20 protein-coding genes are annotated in these 21374 nt (G+C 64.2%); 6 read left to right on the top strand and 14 right to left on the bottom strand.

Annotated elements, in window-relative coordinates; genetic code table 11:
- Positions 1–11: 11 nt before the first annotated feature.
- The 4 genes from QZ409_RS02000 to QZ409_RS01985 all read right to left on the bottom strand — a co-directional run bounded on the left by QZ409_RS02000 (position 12) and on the right by QZ409_RS01985 (position 2705).
- Positions 12–707, bottom strand: a complete 696-nt coding sequence (locus QZ409_RS02000) for a DUF1345 domain-containing protein (protein WP_296706539.1) — start codon at positions 705–707, stop codon at positions 12–14.
- A 4-nt stretch (positions 708–711) separates the two neighbouring features.
- Positions 712–1644: a polyprenyl synthetase family protein gene (locus QZ409_RS01995; RefSeq protein ID WP_296706537.1), complete on the bottom strand. Its 933-nt coding sequence runs from the start codon at positions 1642–1644 to the stop codon at positions 712–714.
- Between the two features lie 107 nt (positions 1645–1751).
- A complete protein-coding gene (locus QZ409_RS01990; protein ID WP_296706535.1) occupies positions 1752–2213 on the bottom strand; it encodes a DUF4399 domain-containing protein in 462 nt (153 codons plus the stop codon).
- A gap of 111 nt (positions 2214–2324) precedes the next feature.
- Positions 2325–2705, bottom strand: coding sequence for an META domain-containing protein (locus tag QZ409_RS01985; RefSeq protein WP_296706533.1), 381 nt, complete (start codon positions 2703–2705; stop codon positions 2325–2327).
- 315 nt (positions 2706–3020) lie between these two features.
- Here QZ409_RS01985 and QZ409_RS01980 point away from each other — a divergent pair, with 315 nt between their 5' ends.
- On the top strand, positions 3021–3320 hold the full coding sequence (locus tag QZ409_RS01980; RefSeq protein ID WP_296706531.1) for a hypothetical protein: 300 nt from the start codon (positions 3021–3023) through the stop codon (positions 3318–3320).
- A gap of 186 nt (positions 3321–3506) precedes the next feature.
- On the opposite strand, the gene QZ409_RS01975 is transcribed toward QZ409_RS01980, so the two are convergent.
- The 3 genes from QZ409_RS01975 to QZ409_RS01965 all read right to left on the bottom strand — a co-directional run bounded on the left by QZ409_RS01975 (position 3507) and on the right by QZ409_RS01965 (position 9043).
- Positions 3507–5189, bottom strand: coding sequence for a SulP family inorganic anion transporter (locus QZ409_RS01975; protein WP_296706529.1), 1683 nt, complete (start codon positions 5187–5189; stop codon positions 3507–3509).
- Between the two features lie 93 nt (positions 5190–5282).
- Complete coding sequence (gene gyrB, locus QZ409_RS01970; RefSeq protein ID WP_296706527.1) at positions 5283–7733, bottom strand: DNA topoisomerase (ATP-hydrolyzing) subunit B; 2451 nt, start codon at positions 7731–7733, stop codon at positions 5283–5285.
- 125 nt (positions 7734–7858) lie between these two features.
- On the bottom strand, positions 7859–9043 hold the full coding sequence (locus QZ409_RS01965) for a penicillin-binding protein activator (protein WP_296706524.1): 1185 nt from the start codon (positions 9041–9043) through the stop codon (positions 7859–7861).
- A gap of 246 nt (positions 9044–9289) precedes the next feature.
- Here QZ409_RS01965 and rsmI point away from each other — a divergent pair, with 246 nt between their 5' ends.
- From rsmI to rpmF, 3 genes are all read left to right on the top strand, one after another.
- Positions 9290–10234, top strand: coding sequence for a 16S rRNA (cytidine(1402)-2'-O)-methyltransferase (gene rsmI / locus QZ409_RS01960; protein ID WP_296706522.1), 945 nt, complete (start codon positions 9290–9292; stop codon positions 10232–10234).
- Positions 10231–10599, top strand: a complete 369-nt coding sequence (locus QZ409_RS01955; protein WP_283366171.1) for a YraN family protein — start codon at positions 10231–10233, stop codon at positions 10597–10599. The genes rsmI and QZ409_RS01955 overlap by 4 nt, the downstream gene beginning before the upstream one ends.
- A 288-nt stretch (positions 10600–10887) precedes the next feature.
- Positions 10888–11076: a 50S ribosomal protein L32 gene (gene rpmF / locus QZ409_RS01950; protein WP_296706517.1), complete on the top strand. Its 189-nt coding sequence runs from the start codon at positions 10888–10890 to the stop codon at positions 11074–11076.
- A 63-nt stretch (positions 11077–11139) separates the two neighbouring features.
- Here rpmF and QZ409_RS01945 read toward each other — a convergent pair whose 3' ends face one another.
- The 3 genes from QZ409_RS01945 to QZ409_RS01935 form a co-directional block, all read right to left on the bottom strand.
- Entirely contained in the window at positions 11140–12156 is a 1017-nt protein-coding gene (locus tag QZ409_RS01945; RefSeq protein ID WP_296706514.1) for a restriction endonuclease, read from the bottom strand.
- Positions 12157–12296: 140 nt separating this feature from the next.
- Entirely contained in the window at positions 12297–13022 is a 726-nt protein-coding gene (gene phbB, locus QZ409_RS01940; protein WP_296706512.1) for an acetoacetyl-CoA reductase, read from the bottom strand.
- A 98-nt stretch (positions 13023–13120) separates the two neighbouring features.
- Positions 13121–14296 carry an acetyl-CoA C-acetyltransferase gene (locus QZ409_RS01935; RefSeq protein ID WP_296706511.1) on the bottom strand — a complete coding sequence of 392 codons (1176 nt, stop codon included), beginning with the start codon at positions 14294–14296 and terminating at the stop codon, positions 13121–13123.
- A gap of 339 nt (positions 14297–14635) precedes the next feature.
- Here QZ409_RS01935 and phaR point away from each other — a divergent pair, with 339 nt between their 5' ends.
- Complete coding sequence (phaR, locus tag QZ409_RS01930) at positions 14636–15244, top strand: polyhydroxyalkanoate synthesis repressor PhaR (protein WP_296706508.1); 609 nt, start codon at positions 14636–14638, stop codon at positions 15242–15244.
- 43 nt (positions 15245–15287) lie between these two features.
- On the opposite strand, the gene QZ409_RS01925 is transcribed toward phaR, so the two are convergent.
- Both QZ409_RS01925 and gloB read right to left on the bottom strand, forming a co-directional pair.
- A complete protein-coding gene (locus tag QZ409_RS01925) occupies positions 15288–17132 on the bottom strand; it encodes a bifunctional diguanylate cyclase/phosphodiesterase (RefSeq protein ID WP_296706506.1) in 1845 nt (614 codons plus the stop codon).
- Between the two features lie 81 nt (positions 17133–17213).
- Positions 17214–17984, bottom strand: coding sequence for a hydroxyacylglutathione hydrolase (gloB, locus tag QZ409_RS01920; RefSeq protein ID WP_296706503.1), 771 nt, complete (start codon positions 17982–17984; stop codon positions 17214–17216).
- A gap of 167 nt (positions 17985–18151) precedes the next feature.
- Here gloB and QZ409_RS01915 point away from each other — a divergent pair, with 167 nt between their 5' ends.
- Complete coding sequence (locus QZ409_RS01915; protein ID WP_296706501.1) at positions 18152–18925, top strand: methyltransferase domain-containing protein; 774 nt, start codon at positions 18152–18154, stop codon at positions 18923–18925.
- A 56-nt stretch (positions 18926–18981) separates the two neighbouring features.
- On the opposite strand, the gene QZ409_RS01910 is transcribed toward QZ409_RS01915, so the two are convergent.
- A complete protein-coding gene (locus QZ409_RS01910; protein ID WP_296706498.1) occupies positions 18982–21024 on the bottom strand; it encodes a M23 family metallopeptidase in 2043 nt (680 codons plus the stop codon).
- Between the two features lie 43 nt (positions 21025–21067).
- Positions 21068–21374, bottom strand: a 307-nt coding sequence (locus QZ409_RS01905; protein ID WP_296706496.1) for a hypothetical protein, incomplete at its 5' end; no start/stop codon positions are given.

Genomic DNA, 21374 nt, shown 5'->3' with positions numbered 1-21374 from the left:
CGAAAACCCGCTCACCCCCCGATAAACCCCGCCCCGATATTGATGCTCATCGCCAGAACGGCGTTGTTATAGAAAAACGCCAGAACGCAATGGGCGAGGGCGAGGCGGCGCAGCGCGCTGCCTGTGATATTGACGTCGGCAGTGGCGCAGGCCACGCCGATGACATAGGAAAAATACAGAAAATCTGGATAATCCGGGCATTTAACGCCGGGAAAATCAATCCCGCCATTCCATGTCCCGTTCTCGTCCGGCTTGGCGACGAGGAAAAATTCATGCGCGTAATGTAGTGCGAAGATCAGGTGGACGAAAAGCCAGGAGCCGACAATCGTGGCCAAAGCCAGGGCGATATGCAGGCCTCTATCCCCGGCGGGCAGACCCTTGATTGAGGCGAGCTGGGCGAAAATGGCGCCAAAGGACACGGTCGAAGCCAGCGCCGTCAGCGCCAGGATCGCGTGACGCCCCTCGTCCTGCAAGGCGGCGCGACGGTGAATGTCGCGATGTTCCGACCGCATAATCATGATCCCGGCGGCGCCCATGTAAAGCCAGATCATGGCGTTCCAGCCAATCAGGCCGCGCGTGATCGATCGCCAGTCGGCGGGCAGGGCCAGCGCGACGATGATCCCAAGCAGCGCGCAGGTGAACAGGCGCGGCCGCGCCCGGATCATCCGGAAAGGCTTGGGCAATCGGCGGGCTGGCGCCGTGGTCATCGGCTCATGACTTCCGGGCGACGGTGAAGCGGGCGGCTTCGGCGAGAATGGCGCCCGTATCGCCAAAGCCGCCGTCTTCCAGAGCCTTGATGGCCTCCTGCGCGAGGGCGTCGCGGACTTTGCGCGCTTCCTCCATCCCGAGCGCCGCGACGAGGGTCGCCTTGTTGCGGCCGGCGTCCTTGCCGGCGCGCTTGCCCAAGGCCTGTTCGTCGCCTTCGGCGTCGAGAATGTCGTCCGCGACCTGGAAGGCCGCGCCGAGCGCCGCGCCATAACGGCTGAGCGCCGCCTTTTGCGCGGCGTCGGCGCCGCCCATGCGGGCGCCCGCCTCCACGGCGAACAGCAGCAGCGCGCCAGTCTTCATCGACTGCGTGAGGGCGACGAAGCCGTGCGTATGGCGCTCCTTGCGCGCCTCGGCTTCGAGGTCGAGCGCCTGGCCGCCGACCATGCCGCCGAGGCCCGCGGCGCGGGCGAGCATGACGGTCAGGTCCGCGCGCACGGACGCGTCGGGATGGGTCGGAGCGTCGGCGACGATGTCGAAGGCGTAGGTCAGCAACCCATCGCCCGCCAGAATGGCGGTGGCCTCGTCAAAGGCCTTGTGGACGGTGGGGCGCCCGCGGCGCAAATCGTCATTGTCCATCGCCGGCAGGTCGTCATGGACCAGCGAATAGCAATGGATCATTTCCAGCGCGCAGGCGGAGCGCAGCACGCCCTCGCCCCGGACGCCGAACAGGCGGGCGGTCTCGACGAGAAGAAAGGGGCGCAGCCTCTTGCCGCCGCCCAGCGAACCATAGCGCATGGCTTCGAGCAGGCGCTCGGGCCGGGTCTTTTCCCCGGGCAGTCCATGCGGCTGGAGCAGCGCGTCCAGCATTTTTTCCGTCGCCTCGGCGACGGAAACGAGCCGCGCGGCGAATTCCTGTGGTGCGATCTGAGCCGACATGCCGCATTTTCCCTTTTCGCGCGATTTGGTCTTGCGCGGATCGCTTGCCCGATGCATCGGCGCGGGTCAAGGCCGCGCCGACGCATCGGGCCTTCAAGGCCTCGCGGCTATTTCACTTCGATCGTGATCTTTTCGGATACCAGCGGCGGGTCATGAGGGACATGGGCGGAATCGCCGAGGATGAGCTGGAGCGTATGTTTTCCCGGCGGCAGGTCGAGCGCCGTCTCGGTCTGGCCGCCGCCGAAATGGCGCACATGGGCGTCGGGGGGCGGTATGGGCTGGCTCAGCTTTTCGCCGCTGGGCGCGTCAATGTCGATCAGCAGATGATGATGCCCCGTATTCGGCTTCTCCACGCCGGCCGGCGCGACGCCGAGGCCCGCGAGGCCGAATTTCACGGTGACCTTGCCATTGATCACCGCGCCATTGGCGGGCTCGATGAAATAGATTTTCGCATTGGCGGGCCAAGGCGATTCCGCCAAAGCGGCGCCGGCAAAGCCCGGGACGGACAGGCCGACAAAGGCGGCTGCGAAAGCGCTCAATGCAATTTTCGACATGGCAATTTTCGACATGATTTAAGTCCTTCCGTACGCCTTCACGCGCGAGGCGCAAAGGAACGCCTCGTGGCGCCGGGGCGGCGCGGAAGGCGTGCGGGCGAAGTCTCGCAAGGCGGCGCTTGGGCGTCAATCCGCACGGCGGAAGACGATCAGAGGCGCATTTTTTTCATCGGCGAAGGTCAGCTTGCCGCCCTCGATCCGATAGGTCCGCGTTGCTTCGAGCACGACGGAAAATTGCCATTCCAGCTTGTCGAGCGGGGGCGGACAGGCCATGCGCGTTCCCGCCACCTGGCTGAATGAGATCTTGTCGCCATGGATTTCCGGCTGGCCCATCATTCGATTGCAGCCGAGAGTCGCCGCCATCCGGCCATTGGGCAGAAATTCGAACGAAGTCTTGGACGCGTCGAAGGCGCCGCCGTCCCTGATCTGCTCGACTCGCCATTTTCCGGTGAGCGCGTCGCCATCCGCCAAAGCCGGTCCCGGCACCAGCGCGACAAGCACGGCCATCACAGCCCTTCGCATCAAAAATCCCCGCAAGTTTCCGGCTGATCAAACTGTCCAGCACGGCGCAAGCTATGCGGATTGGGGCGGGGGTTCAATGAATGAGCCGGAATATGGCAAATGGGCCTGCGGGCGCCAGGCGGGCGTCGGATGCGAGGCCCGACCGTCGTTTTCGCGCCATTGCTTGTCATGCCGCTTTTTCAAGCGATCGCCTTGAATCACTCAACATTCTCTTGACCCGGCGCGACTCGCGTCTAGGATCCGCAGCCGCGAAAACGACAGCTATGTCAAAATCCGATAAATCATTGCAAGGGACGAGAGATGATCCAAGAGTTTCGATACAAGGGCGAGACCTTCCGGGTAAACGCCCATGGCATTCCCGGTCATGAGGAAGTATTCATCATCCATTTCGTCAATGGCGAGGAAATGGGTGAAATTTCCATCGACCGCATGACCGAGGAGAACGACACCAGCGCCCCCATCGACGCCATCTGTGTCATGCTTTGCGACAAACTGATCGCTGAGGAAGACATCCAATGCGCCGAACCGACCGCAGGGTTCACATGGGTCGAAGGCGAGCGCATTCGCGAGGTCCCTCCCAGCACTGCTTTTACCTTGTGATGACTTATAAATAACCTTCATGATTACGGTGAGTTGATACAATCTCTCATTTTCTGAATGAGAAATTCGTATCATCTCATCGTAATTTTGCATGAGGGTGCTTCGGACGTGAATTGCTGCACGCGAACGAAGACGCGTAGACGTCCGCGCGCCCCCCTGCAGGCGACGAAAGTCCGTCGACGAAATTCACTCGTTTGGCGAACGGCTTTCGTCAGTCTTCATCGTCGTCGCTTTGAAGCGCTCAATCGCCGACCTTGTATTGAAGAACATCCGGTCGCGTCCGAGTTGTTCGCCAAGACCGGAACGCCGAACCATATCCAGCGCGTCCGGATTGAGCCCGGCGAACCAGACGACGCCTCCCGAGCGCGTCGCGCGCCTGTCCTGCTCGATCATCATCTGCAAGGCCGAGAACTCGATGTCGGGGACGCGGCTCAAGTCCAGCACGAGAACGCGCGGTCGATATTTGGCCTCGAGCGCCTGGATCTGATCCCGAACATTTTCGGCGTTCAGGAAGAAAAGGCGCCCCTCGGGTCGAAGGATGAGAAGCCCTTCAATCGTCTCGTCGTCGGGATGGTCCGGCGAAAGCGGCCGCAAGACGTCGGCGCCGCGTTTTTTGCCGATGACCGAGACTCGGGTCCGCGCCGTCTGAGCGCCGAGCCCGATCAGCGACAGGATGATTGCGACAACAATGCCCTTCAGCGTGCCGAAGGTCAGCACGCCGAGCGCCGCCGCCACCGCCCACCAGAACTCCATGTTGCGCACGCGATGGATTGCCCGGAATTCAGGCAGTGAAATCAGGCTCGCCGAATAGATGATCACGATGGCGGCCAGCGTCGCGTTCGGCATCATTCCGAGCAAGGGCGCCAAAACCAGCATCGTCGCCAGCGCCGCGGCTGCGCAGACGAGCGAGGCCTTTTGTGAACGTCCCCCCGCCGAATAGACCACGCCGGTCTGCGACGTGCCGCCCCCGGCGGCCATGGCGCCGAAAAAGGCGCCGCCCAGATTGGCGAGACCCGTTGCGATCAATTCCCGGTTCGCGTCGATCGGCGGATCGCCGGGACGCGCGAAGGCGCGGCCGGCCGCAATGCTTTCCGTGAAGCTCATCAGCGCCACGCCCAGCGCGCCGGGCGCGAGATCCTCGATCAGGGCGAGGTCCGGCAAGGTCAGTCCCGGAAGGCCCTGCGGAATATGGCCGACCGTCGAAACCCCGAGCGGGCCGAGGCCAAGCAGCCATGACGCCAGGATCGCTCCCGCTACCGCGACCAGCGGCGCCGGCGAGTGCGGCCGCACCATTTCCATGACCACGAGAAAGGCCAGCGTCGCCGCGCCGACCGCCAGCGTGGACGCCGATGTCTCGGGAAGATGATGGACGAGGGTGACGAGGTCTGGAAAGAACGATCTCTTGTCGTAGTGGAGCCCCAGCAGTTTCGGGGCCTGGTCGAGTACGATGACCAGCCCGACCCCAGCCTTGAAGCCCGTGAGCACCGGAGCTGAAATGAAATTAGCGACGAAGCCGAGCCGCAGCAGCCGGGCGACGATCAGCGCCAGGCCGACGAGCGCTGTGAGCGTTGCGGTCGCCGCGGCCAGTTTTGCGGGATCGCCATCGGGGGCGACCTGCCCTAACTCGGCTCCAACGAGGATGGCGAGGGTCGTTGTGGAGCTGACGCTCAACACCCGCGAGGAGCCAAGCAGCCCATAAATGATCCCGGGCACGAAGGCGGTATAAAGCCCCACCGCCGGGGGCAAGCCCGCGACGGTCGCATAGGCCATCGCCTTGGGAAGGACGACGGCGGCCGCCGTGAGTCCGGCCACAATGTCGAAGCGAAAATTGGCTGCGCTTGCGGCATCGGCGGGAGTTGGCGGTGTCATGGAAACGTCCCCAATCTCGAAAATCAGGAAGCGCGCTGGGTCATGTAATAGACTCGTAGAGTCAGGCTAATTTGACGCCGGTCAGCCCTTCGCTCAAACGTCGAGATTGGCGACGTTCAGTGCGTTGTCGTGGATGAATTCGCGCCGGGGCTCCACCACGTCGCCCATCAGCTTGACGAACAGGTCTTCGGCCTCGTCGCCTTCCTTGATCTTGACCTGCAGCAGCGAGCGGGCGTTGCGGTCGAGCGTCGTCTCCCAGAGCTGTTCCGGGTTCATTTCGCCGAGGCCTTTGTAACGTTGCTGGGTCACGCCCTTGCCGCCGGCGGCGAGTATGGCTTCCAGCAGGGTCGTCGGTCCACTGATGCGAGTTTCATCGCCACGCCGCAGCAGCAGCGCGGGGGTCGAATAGGTCTGGCGCAGGCTCGCGGCGCGCTCGTCGAGCCGGCGCGCTTCCGCCGAGGCCAGTAGGCCGGCGTCGAGGGTCAGCGCTTGTTTGACGCCACGCAATTCGCGCACCAGCACATAGCCGCCGTTTTCGGAGCGGCCTTCCCAGCCGCGTTCGGTCTCGTCCGCGAGCGCGTTGAGCCGCGCCGCGATTTCCTGCGCCCGCGACGCTGCTTCTTCCTCGCCGATGGCGGACAGCGGCTTCAGCGCGCCCGCAATCGCCGCCTGTTCGACGGCGGCGCGATTATAGCGATTGTGCAATTGCGCCAGCACATGGCGCGTCAGCCGCGCTTCCTCAACCAGTGCGCGGAGATCGCCTCCGGCGCGCTCTTCGCCCGAGGGCAGGCGCAAAATGGCGCCTTCGACGCCATTGCCGATCAGATAGTCCTCCATCGCCTTCTCGTCCTTGAGATATTGCTCGGACGAGCCGCGCTTGACCTTAAACAGCGGCGGCTGGGCGATATAGAGATAGCCGCTATCGATCAGCGGACGCATCTGGCGATAGAAGAAGGTGAGCAGCAGGGTGCGAATGTGGGAGCCGTCCACGTCCGCGTCGGTCATCACGATGATCTTGTGATAGCGCAGCTTGTCCAGATTGAATTCGTCATGGCCGATGCCGGCGCCGAGCGCCGTGATGAGCGTGCCGATCTGTTCGCTCGACAGCATTTTGTCGAACCGGGCGCGCTCCACATTGAGGATTTTTCCGCGCAAGGGAAGAACGGCCTGATATTCTCTCGCGCGGCCCTGCTTGGCCGAGCCGCCGGCCGAATCGCCCTCGACGATGAAAAGCTCGGCCTTGGCCGGGTCGCGCTCCTGGCAATCGGCGAGCTTGCCGGGCAGGTTGGCGACGTCCAGCGCGCCTTTGCGCCGCGTCAGTTCGCGGGCCTTGCGCGCGGCCTCGCGGGCGGAAGCCGCCTCGACCACCTTGCCGACGACGGTCTTGGCTTCGCCGGGATGTTCCTCCAGCCAGCGCCCGAGCGCCTCGTTGACGACGCCCTCGACCACTGGCCGCACTTCCGAGGACACCAGCTTGTCCTTGGTCTGCGAGGAGAATTTCGGGTCCGGCACCTTCACCGAAACGACGCAGGTCAGGCCTTCGCGGCAATCGTCGCCGGTCAGATCGACCTTTTCCTTCTTGGCGAGGCCGGAGCTTTCGGCATAGCCGTTGACCTGCCGCGTCAGCGCTGCGCGGAAGCCGGCGAGATGGGTGCCGCCGTCGCGCTGCGGGATGTTATTGGTGAAGACCAGCACGTTCTCGTGGTAGGAATCGTTCCACCACAGGGCGACCTCGACCGTGATGCCGTCGCGTTCGCCGCGCACCTGCACCGGCTTGCCGAGCAGCGGCGATTTGGCGCGGTCGAGGTAACGCACGAAGGCTTCCAGCCCGCCTTCGTAGAAGAGATCTTCGGTCTTGATCTCGGCATGGCGCGCGTCGGTAAGAATGATATGCACGCCGGAATTCAGGAAGGCGAGCTCGCGCAGCCTGTGCTCAATCGTGGCGTAGTCGAAATCGACATGGGTGAAGGTTTCGGTGCTGGGCAGGAAAGTCACTTCCGTGCCGCGCTTCGGCTTGCCGTTGTCGAGCGGCGCCGGGCCGACCACCACCAGCGGCGCGACGGCGTCGCCATGGGCGAAATGGATCTCATGCTCCAGCCCGTCGCGCCAGATGCGCAGGCCGAGACTCGAGGACAAGGCGTTGACGACCGAGACGCCGACGCCATGCAGTCCGCCGGACACCTTGTAGGAGTTCTGGTCGAATTTTCCGCCCGCGTGAAGCTGGGTCATGATGACCTCGGCTGCGGAAACGCCCTCCTCGGGATGCAGGCCGGTGGGAATGCCGCGCCCGTTGTCGGTGACGGTGCAGGAGCCGTCGGCGTTCAGCGTCACCGTGACGAGCGTGGCGTGGCCCGCCAGCGTCTCGTCGATAGCGTTGTCCACCACCTCATAGACCATGTGGTGCAGGCCCGAGCCGTCGTCGGTGTCGCCGATATACATGCCCGGACGTTTGCGCACTGCGTCGAGCCCGCGCAAAACCTTGATCGATCCGGCGCCGTATTCTTCCTGGACGAGCTCCGGAGTGATTTCGTTTGCGCCAGTCAATGCGGATGTCCCTCGGTCAAAATTGCCGCGCGCCGCGCAAGATGCGCGCGCGCCATGATTCGTCGGCCGCTATCATAACGGAAATTCAGGCGGAACGGCGGGAGAATGCGGATTTGCCGCCAGCCTCACAATGTGCGCGGCGCGGGGCTGATCACCGTGGTCGTCCCATTGTTGATCTGGACGACGGCGAGGCCGCGTTCGTTGCTGCCGTCCGGCTTGAAGCGGAACACGCCGTCGGCGCCGTTGAAGCCGGTGGGATTGGTCAGAACTTCCTCGCTGAAGCGCCGCGGCCCTTGCGTGCGCGCCAACGCCGCCACCAGCGAGACGGAATCATAGGCGAGCGTCGCGACGCGGGTCGGATCCGAGCCGAACTTGGCGCGATAACGTTGGGCGAAGGCGGCGAAGCCCGCATTCTCGGGCGTGGCGAACCATGCGCCTTGCAGCGCCGGCAGGCCGAGGACGCGGGCGTCATTCCACAGGCCGGTGCCGAGAATCTGGACCGCGCGGGGATCGATCTTGCTGGCGGTCAGCGCGCGGGCGACCTCCGGCATGGCCGCCGCCTGTTCCGGGATGAACAGGCAATCGATCTGGGCGCCGAGCGTGGCTATATTGGAGGCCGACGCGGCGACGCCGCCCGACTTGTATCGCTCGATCAGGGCGACGCGGATGTCGCGCCGCGCCGCCGCCTGCTGCAGCGCGCCGGTGGCGACATTGGCGTAATCATTCTCCGGCGCGAGCACGGCGACCGATTTCTTGCCCTTGCTGGCGGCGAATTCGACGATCCGGTCAACGTAATTCTCGACCAGGAAGGACAGCAGATAGACCCCGCGCGAGGCCGTGGAGAGATCGGTTGAAAAGGCGATGACCGGCTTGCCGGCGGTCTTCGCGACTTCCGCCGCTGCGCGCACGTCGCCGGCGAACAGCGGGCCGAGGATCAGCTCGGCACCCTGGCCGATCGCGGTCTGGGTCGCCTCGCGCGCGCCCTCTGGCGTCGAGCGGTCGTCGCGGACCAGCAAGGTGACGTCATTGGCGCCGGCTTCGGAAATCGCGAGTTCGGCCGCATTGCGCATCGAGACGCCGACGACGCTCGCGCCCGAGCCCTGGCTCAGCGGCAGGATGAGCGCGACCTTGACCGGACCATTGCCGAGCGTGTCGGAGCCGGGCGCGGGCGTAGGACTGGGCGCGCCGGCGTCCTCGCGGCGCCCCGGGCCGGGGCCGGTCAGCGAACAAGCGGAAAGCGCGGCGGCGCTTCCGAGCAAGGCGGCCCGCAGGAAAGAGCGCCGCGCGGCGGCAAATTGATCTGTCGTCATGCGCAATTCGTTCTCCGCGGCCTCTTTACGCGCCCCTTTTTGCGCGCCCGGTTGGGGCGTCTGGGGCTCCCGGCCGGCGAGCGGCTTGACAGACCCGTCCAGTCCTGTCTTACGGCATAGGCGCAGGATCTGGCAACATCGCCTGTTGGCGCGTGGTCTCGGCGGCTTGCGAGGGCCAGGCCTCTGATCTATAGCTCGTTCGATTAACAGAACGATCGTCATTTTTATAGAACGAAAGGCGCGCCCATGGCGCATCCGGAGCCTTCCTCGCCCTCTCTGCCGGCGTCTTTCGTCGCCTTTGGCCTTCGCGCCGAGGCCGAACCCATCGCGCCGGGCCTTCACGTCGTGGCGACGCCGATCGGCAATCTACGCGACATCACCTTGCGGGCCCTGGCGACGCTGGCCGCCGCCGACGCCGTGATCGCCGAGGACACAAGGGTCAGCCGCAACCTTCTCGCCCATTATGGCATCGCCACGCCGCTGGTCGCCTATCATGAGCATAATGCCGAGCAGATGCGCCCGCTCCTGCTCGCCCGCCTCCAGAAGGGCGAAAGGCTCGCCCTGATTTCCGACGCCGGAACCCCTCTGGTGTCCGATCCGGGCTTCAAACTGGTCGGAGAGGCGGTGGCGGCCGGCATCCCCGTCACTTCGGCGCCCGGACCCTCCGCCGTTCTGGCGGCGCTGGTGATCGCCGGCCTGCCGACGGACCGCTTCTTCTTCGAGGGCTTCCTGCCCGCCAAGAGCGGCGCGCGCCGCGCGCGCATCGCGGAGCTCGCGTCCGTTCCCGGCACGCTCGTCCTGTTCGAATCCGCGCGGCGGCTGGCGGAGACGCTGGCCGATCTCGCCGCGGTGCTTGGCCCGCGCCAGGCGGCGGTGGCCCGCGAACTGACCAAGCATTACGAATCGGTTCGCCGCGGCGCGCTCGACGTTCTGGCGGCGGATTACGAGCGCGACGGCCCGCCCAAGGGCGAAATCGTGCTGCTGGTGGCGCCGCCCGGCGAGGACGCCCCGGCGCTCGACGGCGCCGCGCTCGACGACAAGATCCGCGCGGCGCTGCAGAAATTCTCGCTCAAGGACGCCGCGAGCGTCGTTTCGGCCGACACGGGACAGCCGCGTCGTAAAGTTTACGCCCGGGCGCTGGAGCTTTCCGGCGAGTCCAAGAGCAAGGGCGGCGAGGGCGAGGACAAGTGAGCCGCCGCCGGTCCGCGCGCGTTTTCGGCCTGCGGGCGGAGGCGCTGGCGGCTTTGTGGCTGCGGCTGAAATTCTTTCGCATTCTGGCGCGAAATTATGCGGCGTCGGGCGGCGAGATCGACGTGATCGCGCGGCGCGGCGATCTCCTGGTCTTCGTCGAGGTCAAGGCGCGGCCCGAATTCGAGGCGGCGCAGATGGCGATCGACGCGCGCAAGATTGCGCGGATTTCGCGCGCGGCGCGGGTCTGGCTCGCTTCTCATCCCCGGCTCGCGCCCTGCGCCTTGCGCGGCGACGCCATTCTCGTCGCGCCCCGCCGTCCGCCGCGCCATGTTCCCGGGGCGTTCGAACTCGATCTGTTCGCGTGACACCCATGCGCAGAGGCCATGACCTCTGCGCATGGGTTAGGAGCGAATGCCATCGGGCGTCGAATGACGCCCGTCTCGCGCCGGGCTACTGGCCGAGCATGTGCGAGGGATTCCCAGATCGCGACGAGTTGCGATCTGGGAGAATTGGGATGACGCCGTGGCCCGCGCTTTTTTCCCCGGCGGGCTAGTCTTTTCGGGTTTTTGCCTGTATGAGACCCGTTCTTGAATTTCCCCGCGCGTCCCTGACCCATTTCCGGACGGACGCTGCGGCCGGACCGGAGTTTTGAAATGGCTGTTCCGAAAAGAAAAACCTCGCCGATGAAGCGCGGCTTCCGCCGCTCGGCCGACGCCCTCGCCGCCCCGACCTATGTCGAGGACAAGGACTCGGGCGAACTGCGCCGTCCCCATCACATCGATCTGAAGACCGGCATGTACAAGGGCCGTCAGATTCTGACGATCAAGTCCGCCGAAGACTGAGCCGAAAGCTCATGCACTATTCAAGGCCGGCGTTTCGCCGGCCTTTTGTCGTTGGGCTCGATTCTATTGATCGGGCAGGACGTCCGGCACCAGCATGCGGCGCAGCGGGATCTGCTTGCGAAATTTCAGATCGAGGCCGTCGTAATATTTCTCGATCAGGCTCACGAATTCGACGCCATCCACCAGCTTCAGATTGCCCTTGGCGGCGGCGAAATTCTGTGCGGCGGCGGTATAGCCTCCGGTGGTGATGAAAATTCCGACATCGCGGTCGTGGATCATCGCATAGAAGGCCTTGACCAGGTCGGGGCCGACATTGCCCTCATGCGCCTTGACCTGAATCTTGAGGATTGGCGGCTCGATGCCGAGTTCGTCGCGATGGGCGATGACGTCAATGCCGTCGTCGCGCACGGCGCGGGTGGCGTGCGCATTATAGCCCATGGCGCGGAACAGGTCGGCCACGAAGGGCTCCAAAGGAAAACCCTTCAAATCGGTCTTGATTCGTTTTGAAATGAAATCCTTGGTCGTTTCCGCGATGTCGCGCGCGACGCGGGCCTCGGTCTCGTCGTCGCTGGGCGCCGATGATTTCAGTGGGCCGGCGCCGGATGGCGGCTCGAAGCGGCGGATGAATTCGGCCGCGAAATTGCGCAGTTCGAACAGCGTCAGGACCGAGCCCAGCTCATAGAGCGCGCCTTGCGAAAAGACGTCGCGGCTGAGCGAAGCCATCCAGCGCACGCGGCGCCGGTGCGGAAAATCCGGGTTATTGGTCCGGTCGTAAATATAGGGCGTGGCGATTTCGCCCCAAAGCAAGGTCCGGTCGATCTTGCGCGGATAGATCACGCGATCGCCGATCTTCATCTCATGCACGAAGCGGAACAATTGGCCGGCCTGGGCCGGGATCGCGCTTGGCTTGGCCTCGCCGCTCTGGGCGAAGGCGTCCTTGAAGGCCGATCTTTGCGCGGGCAGGGCGCTGACATCCTGGTTGACGTCGCGGAAGCTGACGGCAATCTGGCCATTCTCGATGAAAAGCGGATCGGCTTCGCTGTCGCCGCCCGCGCGGACCGCCCAGACTCGGAAGCTCATCTTTCGGAGACCTGCAAACAAAAAGACGGCCGGGAGAATCCCGGCCGTCAAGCTGTCTAGTCGATTTTATTTCACGGCGATATCGCCGCGCAGTTGTATTCGCGGGCGTCGGGCAGAGGAACGCCGCCCGCGAAATGGCGTCAGATCATGTACTGGCCGCCATTGGCGGAGAGGGTCGAGCCGGTGATGAAGGCGGCGTCGTCGGCGACGAGGAAGACAACCGCGCGGGCGATTTCCTCCGGCTCGCCGAGACGGCCGACCGGGATATGCGGCAGGATCGCCTTCTCAACCACGGCCGGGTCAATCGCCTTGACCATTTCGGTGGCGATATAGCCCGGGCAGATGGCGTTGACGGTGATGCCGGCCTTGGCGCCTTCCTGCGCCAGGGCCTTGACGAAGCCGATATCGCCGGCCTTGGCGGCGGAATAATTGACCTGGCCCATCTGGCCCTTCTGGCCATTGACCGAGGAAATGCAGACAACGCGGCCGAATTTGCGGGCGCGCATGCCTTCCCATACCGGGCGGGTCATGTTGAACAGCGAGTTCAGATTGGTGTTGATGACGCCGTACCACTGGTCCTTGGTCATCTTGTGAAACATGCCGTCCTTGGTGATGCCGGCGTTGTTGACCAGCACCTCGACGGGGCCGAGGTCGGCCTCGACCTTGGCGATGCCGGCGGCGCAGGCGTCATAGTCAGACACGTCCCACTTATAAACATGGATGCCGGTATCGGCGTTGAAAGCCTTGGCGGCTTCGTCATTGCCGGCATAGCTGGCGGCGACTTTATAGCCGGCTGCCTTCAGGGCTTTCGAAATGGCCGCGCCGATGCCGCGCGTTCCGCCCGTGACGATTGCGACTCGAGACATGTTTCCCCCTTATTTTTTTCAATATGTTGCGACGAAAAGGCGCCGGCCGCCCCATCCTCCGATGGGCTATGGCTGCCGGCGCCGATATTGCGCTGAAATCAGCGCTCGACGGTCAAGGCGATACCCATGCCGCCGCCGATGCACAGGGTGGCGAGACCCTTCTTGGCGTCGCGCCTCTGCATTTCGTGCAGCAGGGTGACAAGGATGCGCGCGCCGGAGGCGCCGATCGGATGGCCGATGGCGATGGCGCCGCCATTGACGTTGACCTTCGATGTGTCCCAGCCGAGCTCACGGTTGACCGAAATGGCCTGGGCGGCGAAAGCTTCGTTGGCTTCAATCAGGTCGAGATCCTGGATGTTCCAGCCGGCCTTTTCGAGAGCCTTGCGCGAGGCCGGGATCGGACCGGTGCCCATGATCGCCGGATCGACGCCGGCCGTCGCCCAGGAGGCGATGCGCGCCAGCGGCGTCAGGCCGCGCTTGGCGGCCTCGGCGGCGGTCATCAGAACGAGGGCGACGCCGCCGTCATTGATGCCCGAGGCGTTGCCGGCCGTCACAGTGCCTTCCTTGCTGAAGGCGGGCCGCAGCTTGGCCAGCTGATCATAGGTGACGCCGTCGCGGATGAATTCGTCGGTGTCGACGACGATGTCGCCTTTCTTCGACGAAATCGTGAAGGGGACGATCTCGTCCTTGAACTTGCCGGCCTTTTTCGCGGCCTCGGCCTTGTTCTGCGAAGCGGTGGCGAACTGGTCCTGATCTTCGCGAGTGATCTGGAACTTGGTGGCGATGTTTTCCGCGGTCGTGCCCATGTGATAGCCGTGGAAGGCGTCCGTGAGGCCATCGCGCAGCATGGTGTCGAGGACCTTCAGGTCACCCAATCTGACGCCCGAGCGAAGAAAGGCGACGTGCGGAGCAAGCGTCATGTTTTCGATGCCGCCCGCGACAATGACATTGGCGTCGCCATTGGTGATCTGCTGCAATCCGAGCGCGACGGAGCGCAGGCCCGAGCCGCAGAGCTGATTGAGACCCCAGGCGGTCTTTTCCTGCGGAATGCCGGCCTTGATCGCGGCCTGGCGGGCGGGGTTCTGCCCCTGGTTGGCGGAGAGAACCTGGCCAAGGATGACCTCGTCCACGTCCGCCGCCTCGACTTTGGCGCGCTCCAGCGCGGCCTTGATCGCGGCGGCGCCAAGTTCAAAGGCCGGAACATTGGCGAAAACTCCGCTGAAGGAGCCCACCGCGGTGCGGGCGGCGGAAACGATCACGACATCGGTCGACATGCAAAATCCTCCAGAACGTCGCCTGACGCCCAATGGGCGTGATTGATCTGGCGACTTGGCGGCTAGTTTGACCATTTTGGCGCGTGCGCGGTCAAGGCGTCAGGCGCGCCAATTTATGCTCTTTTGGTTGTAGGGCCTTTGCTGGAGACGAAGTATTGACGAAGAAGACGCTTTGCCTTTGCGCGAACGGGCGTTATCGTCTTTCCCGCCGGAACCTAGGCTAGGCCTGACGTCCGGCAGGGAGGGCGGTCTGGAGCGCGACCTGCGGCAGCGAATTTCGAGAGCGGAATTCAGCGGCGACTTGCAGCGCGACATCGCCGTCGGGCATGGGAATGAATAATGACCAACGAAAAAAAACCCGTCACCATCAAGAAATATGCGAACCGCCGTCTCTATAATACCGGCGCCAGCGCTTATGTGACCTTGGATGATCTCGCTGAAATGGTTAAGCATGGCGAAGATTTCGTCGTCTATGACGCCAAGAGCGGCGATGAGATCACTCGCTCCGTTCTCGCCCAGATCATTTTCGAGCAGGAAGGAAAGACGGGGCAGAACTTGCTGCCGATCCGTTTCCTTCGCCAGCTGATCCGTTTCTATGGCGACAGCATGCAGATGTTCGTGCCAAGTTATCTCGAATTCTCGATCGAGCGGCTCACCAAGGATAGCCAGAAGTTCCGCGAGCAGATGGATATCGCGATGAGCGGGAACCCGCTCGCCACGCCGACGCGGCAGATGTTCCAGACGATGGAAGAGCAGGCGCGCAAAAACATGGCGATGTTCCACGAAGCGCTCGACATGTTTTCGCCCTTTGGCGCTTCTTTGGGCTCTTCCCTTGGCGAGGCCGGAAAGGCGGCGCCCGCGGGCAAATCCGGAGACGATCTGAGCGAATTACGCGCGCAGCTGGCGGAAATGCAGAAGCGCATCGACACTATCGCCAAAAAGGAATAGTCGGCGCCAGCCCCTATGGGGGCGAGCCGGAACGTGCGGGGCGTCAGGCTGGGGCGTGATTGGCGCCATGCATGTCCGCCGGGGCGACCCGCGCGGCGGCGAAATAATCCCCCTGGAGATATTCCACGCCCCAGTCGCGCAGGATCTTGGCGGTTTCGCCATCCTCGACCCATTCCGCCACGATCGGGATGCGGATGTGACGCGCAAGCTCGATCAGCGTACGCACGAAGAAGCGATCATCCACTGAACGCGAGAGGTTCTGCACGAAGGCGCCGTCGATCTTGACCAGATCGACGTTGAGCCGGCGCAGGTTCTTGAACGAGGTGTGGCCGGAGCCGAAATCGTCCATCGCCACTTTCGTTCCAAATTGCTGGAGCGCGGCGATCGCCTGGGCGGTGGCCTCGACATCCGCGATCACGCAGGTTTCGGTGAGTTCGACGGTGAGGCGGCGCGCAAGCTCCTCACGGCCGCCGAGCACGGTGCGGAACCTCGGTATGAAATCGGGTTCGTGGAGGGTCTGGCCCGACATGTTGACGGCGATGCGCATCTCGGGATGGTCCTGAAGCTTTTTCAGGGCCAGTTCGAGCACACGCTGGTCGATCATCTGGATGAGGCCGGCTTTTTCGGCGGTCGGCAGCACGGCGGCCGGGGCCGCCAGCGATCCGTCCGAGCGCCGCAGCCGCATCAGCGCCTCGAACATGGCGGGTTCGCCGCTCGGAGCGTCGACGATGGGCTGGAGGGCGATGAGGATGCGGTCGGTGTTGAGCGCGGAAACGATTTCATCGGAAATCTTCAGCGCGCGCATGCGCGCGTCGTCGCGGGCGAGCGAAGGTTCATAGGCCACGAAGCGCGGGGCGCCCGTCTGGCGGGCGAGGTCCAAAGCCTCCTCTGCGTGCTGGAACAGGACATGCGCCGCGCGGCCGTTGCGCGGCGCCACGACTCCGCCGACGCGCAGCGACAGGGGCGCCGGACCGACGGCGGTCTCGAAAGGAGCCGCCGCGGCGATCTCGACAAAACGCTCCGCCGCCGCCGCCATTTCCGCTGCGTCGCAATTTTCCAGCACGACAGCGAATTTGTTGCCGGCATAGCGAGCCAGGAGGTCGCGCTCCCGGCAATTGGCGCGCAGGCGCCGGGCGAGGCCGGCCAGCATCTGGTCGGCGACGTCATAGCCGTGGGTCCGGTTCAGAACGAAGAGATTGTCGACGCTGATGAGCAGGGCGGCGAAGGATTGTTTGCGCTTGGCCGCCTGATCGTAGAAATTCGCGGTCAGCTCCAGCAGGCAGGCGCGGTTGAGCGCTCCCGTCAACGCATCGAAGCGCGACTTCAGCGCCAGTTGGCGCTCCTGCTTGTGGCGGTCGGTGATCACGCGCACCAGGCCATGCGCGCGCGCCGGCTTGCCGTCCGGGCCCGCAAACCAGCGTCCCGCGTCGTCGATCCAGACGGCGGGGTCGCGCGGGCTGTCTGGGGGGACCAGCCCGTAGCATATCTGGAATGGGACGCCCGCGCCCTCGTCGGTCGCGGTGGATCGCGAAATGACGTCGAAACGCGAGCTTTCACTGTCGTGCGACAGCCAATCGGCATAAGCGCGGCCGGTCTGGATCGATTCGATCTTCTTGACGCCCAGCACGGCGGCGGCGTTCGGCCCCCATTGGATGCTGTCGGTATGGAGGTCCCAGTCATAGACGGTCTGGCCGATCGAATCGAGAATCGCGCGCGGGTCCGGCGCGCCCTGGGCCTCGGGCCTCAGACGTGCGGCGACGCGCGCTGCCAGCGATTGCCGAGCCTTCGGATCGCCTGACGCCTCCGGCGACGAATCGTCATCGCCGCCCAGGGCGCCTTGCCGCACGACGGTTTTCAGGGAGCGGGACGCCAAATAGCCAAGCTGCACGTTAAACTTCCGAAGCCAATGCATTGCGCGGCAAATCATGGCCGGCGGCGCGTTAATTCCACGTATCGCAGCGCGAAGAATCTAGAACCTATTCTTGCGTTCCCGCAATATTGTAAAAATTTCGACAGGATCGGCGTCTTCGAAGCCGAGCGCCTGCTGCAGCGGCGGATTGGAAGCGCGCAGGAAGGGATTGGTCTCCAATTCGCGCGCGATGGTGGTCGGAAGCGTGAAGGCGCCCCGCGCGCGCAACTCGTCCACTTCCTGCGCGCGTTCCGCCAGCAGGATATTATCCTTGTCTACTGTGAGCGCGAATCGCGCATTGGCCTGGGTATATTCATGCCCGCAATAGACCTCGGTTTCTCCCGGAAGGCCGGCGAGACGCATCAGCGTCTCATGCATCATCGGCATGGTGCCCTCCATCACCCGGCCGCAGCCCAGCGAAAACAGGGTGTCGCCGACCACGACGACATCGTCGTCCTCGAAATAATAGGCGAGGTGGCCGAGCGTATGGCCGGGCGTTTCCATCACGATGGCGCCGCTTTCGCCCAGACGTAGCATGTCGCCTTCCTCGACCGCGACATTGAGCGGCGGCAGACGATGCGAATCCTTTTGCGCGCCGACCACCCGCGCCTGCGGGTAGCGCGCCTTGAGCGCCCCGGCGGCGTCGATATGGTCGTAATGGTGATGGGTCAGCCAGATATCGGTCAGGGTCCAGCCCTTTTCGGCCAGAGCGGCCAGGATGGGGCCTGCTTCGGGCGCATCGAGCGCGGCGGTGGCGCCGCTGGCCGGGTCATGGACCAGCAGGCCGAAATTGTCCGAAAGACAAAGAAACTGGTGAAATTCGAGCCCCATGTCCCGCTCCATGTCCTGTCGCCGACCGAAGCGCGCAAGCTAGCCGAGACGCGGCCGTGGGCATACCCCAATCGGCATAGACGGGCGCAAACTCGCCCCAAAAACTCTCGCCGGAAGTTCTCGCGCGTCGGTCTTGCTCTTGCGGCGGTTTTGGTCGATTTTGGCTCATGGCGCTCGATGTCACCGATTTGCGCAGCTTTTACGCCTCCCCGCTCGGCGAGACGACCCGCCGCCTTGTTGGCGGCATATTGCGCCAGCGCTGGGAAGCCGTGACGGGGCTTTCAATCGTGGGCCTCGGCTATGCGACGCCCTATCTCGAATTGTTCGAGGGGCAGCCGCTTCGGCTTCTGGCGATGATGCCCGCCGAACAGGGTGTGGTGAACTGGCCAGCCAATGGACCTTCCGCCTCCGCTCTGATCGACGATTCGATGCTGCCGCTGCCCGATTCCTGCGTCGATCGCATTCTTCTCGCCCATGCGCTTGAAAACGCCGAACATCCGCGCGAATTGCTGTCCGAAATTTGGCGGGTGTTGACGCCCGGCGGGCGGCTGATCGTCGTCGCCCCCAACCGGTCGGGCCTCTGGGCGCGGCTCGACACCACGCCATTCGGCCATGGAAGGCCCTATTCGCGCGGTCAATTGCTTGATTTGATGCGCGAGACCTTGTTTTCGCCCGTCTATTGGAGCGAAGCGCTTTACACCCCGCCGCTGCAACGCACGGCCTTGCTGCGTTTGGCGCCGGCGATCGAGCGCATTAGCGGAAAATTGTCGCTGCCGGGCGCAGGCGTCCTGATCGTCGAGGCGACGAAGCAGCTTTATCGTCTGGTCGGAGTCCGGCGCTCGCGGAGGTCCCTGCCGGAATTGGCCCCCGCCCTCGCGCCCGTTCTCGCGCCCCGGCCATTCGGCTCAGGGCGTCTCGGCTCGGAACGGCGCGTGGACTGACGCCACAGCCGCTGGCGGCAAAAACGGCGAAATTGCAGGGATTATGTTCGGAAGGATTATTGTCCGGCGACGCGGGTCGCGTTGGGCGCCTTGGCCATCAGGGCGTCGATCCGGTCGCGTTCGCGTTTGAAATCGGCGAGCGCCTTGCCGTCGACCTGTCGAGTGCGCGCCAGCTTCACGCGCATGGGATCGACGAAATGGCCGTTGACGACGACTTCATAGTGAAGGTGCGGGCCGGTCGCCAGGCCGCTCGCGCCGAGATAGCCGACGATCTGGCCCTGGTTGATATGGGCGCCTTCCGTCACGCCGCGCCCGAACCGCGACATATGATTATAGGTCGTGACATAGCCGTTGACGTGTTCGATCTCGACACGGCGGCCATAGCCTGAATCCCAGCCGGCCTTGAGGATGGTTCCATTGCCGGCGGCGAAGATCGGGGTGCCGATGGGAGCCGCCCAGTCCACGCCATTATGCGGCCGGGTATAATGCAGGATCGGATGGAAGCGGGCGCCGAAGCCCGAACGGAATTCGCCCGTGGCCATCGGCTTGCGCAGCAGGAATTTGCGCGTCGAATGACCGATCTGGTCGAAATAATCCACGCCCTGATCGTCGGGCGATTGGAAGCGGTAATATTTGAAGGTTTCGCCGCGCGAGGTGATCGAGGCATAAAGCAGCTCGGGATGGCCGCCCTCGGAATCGTCGCCGTCTTCATAAAAGGCGTCGATGGAATCGCCCGCCGACACCGCGCGCTGGAAATCGACGTCATTGCCAAAAATCCGCACCATCTGGTCGATGATCGGGTGAGGAATGTCCTGCTTCAGCGCCGTTTCATAAAAGGAATTATATAGCCGCATGCCGGAATCGTCTTCGCTCTCGTCCGAATCGTCGTCATTGGCCGGCTTGGCCTTTTTCGCGACGATCGGCGCTCGTTCCAGCATCAGGTAGCGGCCGTCGTCGGCCAGCGCGACCACCGCTTTCAGATTGTCTGCGTCGTAGACGGCGAGGCGGGCGAGGACGGGCGTATCGCTCTTCTCGGTCTCGGCGAAGGAGAGTTTGACTCGCCGACCTTCCGACAGCAGGTCGCCAAGATTGGCGCCGCGGAACGATCCCTTGACGTTGGCGATGACATCCTTGCCAATTCCGGCGCCGGCGAGGATATCGTCGAGGCTCTCTCCGCGCCGCGCCACCACCAGACGGTCCGACGCCGCCGGAGAGCGCGACGAATCGGACTGAGGCGCTGTCGTGCGCGGAGCGATGGTGACGTTTTCCGGCACCATCCGGACCTCGATGGCGGAGAAGGGCGAATTGGCCGCCCCGCCGCTGGACGCCCCGAAGCCGAGGCTCGGACCGCCCAGTTCGAGCGCCGCGCGGCTGGTCCGCATCAAGAGGAGCTGTGGCGGCAAGGGAAGGGGCGCGCGGGCGCCGCTGCTCTGCGCGCTCTTCACGGTCTCGTCGACCTGGGCGCGGACCTCGCCGAGTGAGAGCGAAGCGCTCTGGGCGCCGAGCGATACCGTATAGAGGTCGCTCATGGTGAAGCTGACTTCCGCGTCATCCGGCGCGGGCGCCGCTTCGGGCGCGTCCGGCGAGGGATTGCTCGACTCCGCCAGCAGCTTCAGCGGGTTGAAACTGGGAACGTCCGCGCCGAGGCCAGTGTCGGTCAGGGTGAGCGTGGTGGAAACCCGGGTGAAGGCGCGGGATCTCATGACCTCCTTGTCGCCGACCTTGATCGCGGTTGGCGTCTTGAACGTCTGTTTCGCCGCGACAATGTCCACCGCCTTGAGAATGCGGTCGCCCTTCTTGGGGTTGACGCCGGCGTCTTCCGGCCGCTCGCGATGCGCAAGAATGGCGCGTGTCGGCGCCTCGGCGAAATTGGCCTCGCGATCGAAGGCGGCATAGATCGCGCCGCCCAGGAGGCCGGCGCCTATCACGCCCGTCAGGGCCGTGCCCGCGAGCCAGCGCGGCGAGACGCGCCGCTGGCTTTCCGTACCCAGCCTGTCGCCCTGGGCGTCAATCGGCGGCTCCGCGCCAATGGAGGCGAAGAACGAGCCACGTTTGCCAGTGCGGGACGATCGGCCGACGCCGAAGGGTACGGAACGCAATTTGGAACAGGTCTCCAGAGGAAGCGCGCCGCTACAGATAGCGTCAAACCGCAGTTCTGTCTCTCGCTTCGGGCCATTCAATGGGATCTGGAGATAGACAGCGCAATGATGGCCCAATTGCGGCATGGGCGTCGCGGGCCCGACGGCCACGTATCCCCGACTCAATCGTCTGATTTTTCAAAGTCTTACAAATTTTTTCCAATTTTTCTGAAAAACCTGCTTGACCGCCGGGCTTGGTGGGTCCTATAAGGCGGCCATCGACGGCGTCGCCGCGGAATTGAGCGGCGGGCGCTGACGCGTCTCCATTAGAGCCTTGGGTGGTTCGCTGGCTTAGGAGCCAGGTGGATATG

Source organism: Rhodoblastus sp., from assembly GCF_019449565.1.
Taxonomy (GTDB): domain Bacteria; phylum Pseudomonadota; class Alphaproteobacteria; order Rhizobiales; family Beijerinckiaceae; genus Rhodoblastus.
This window is presented reverse-complemented; position numbering and strand designations above follow the sequence as displayed.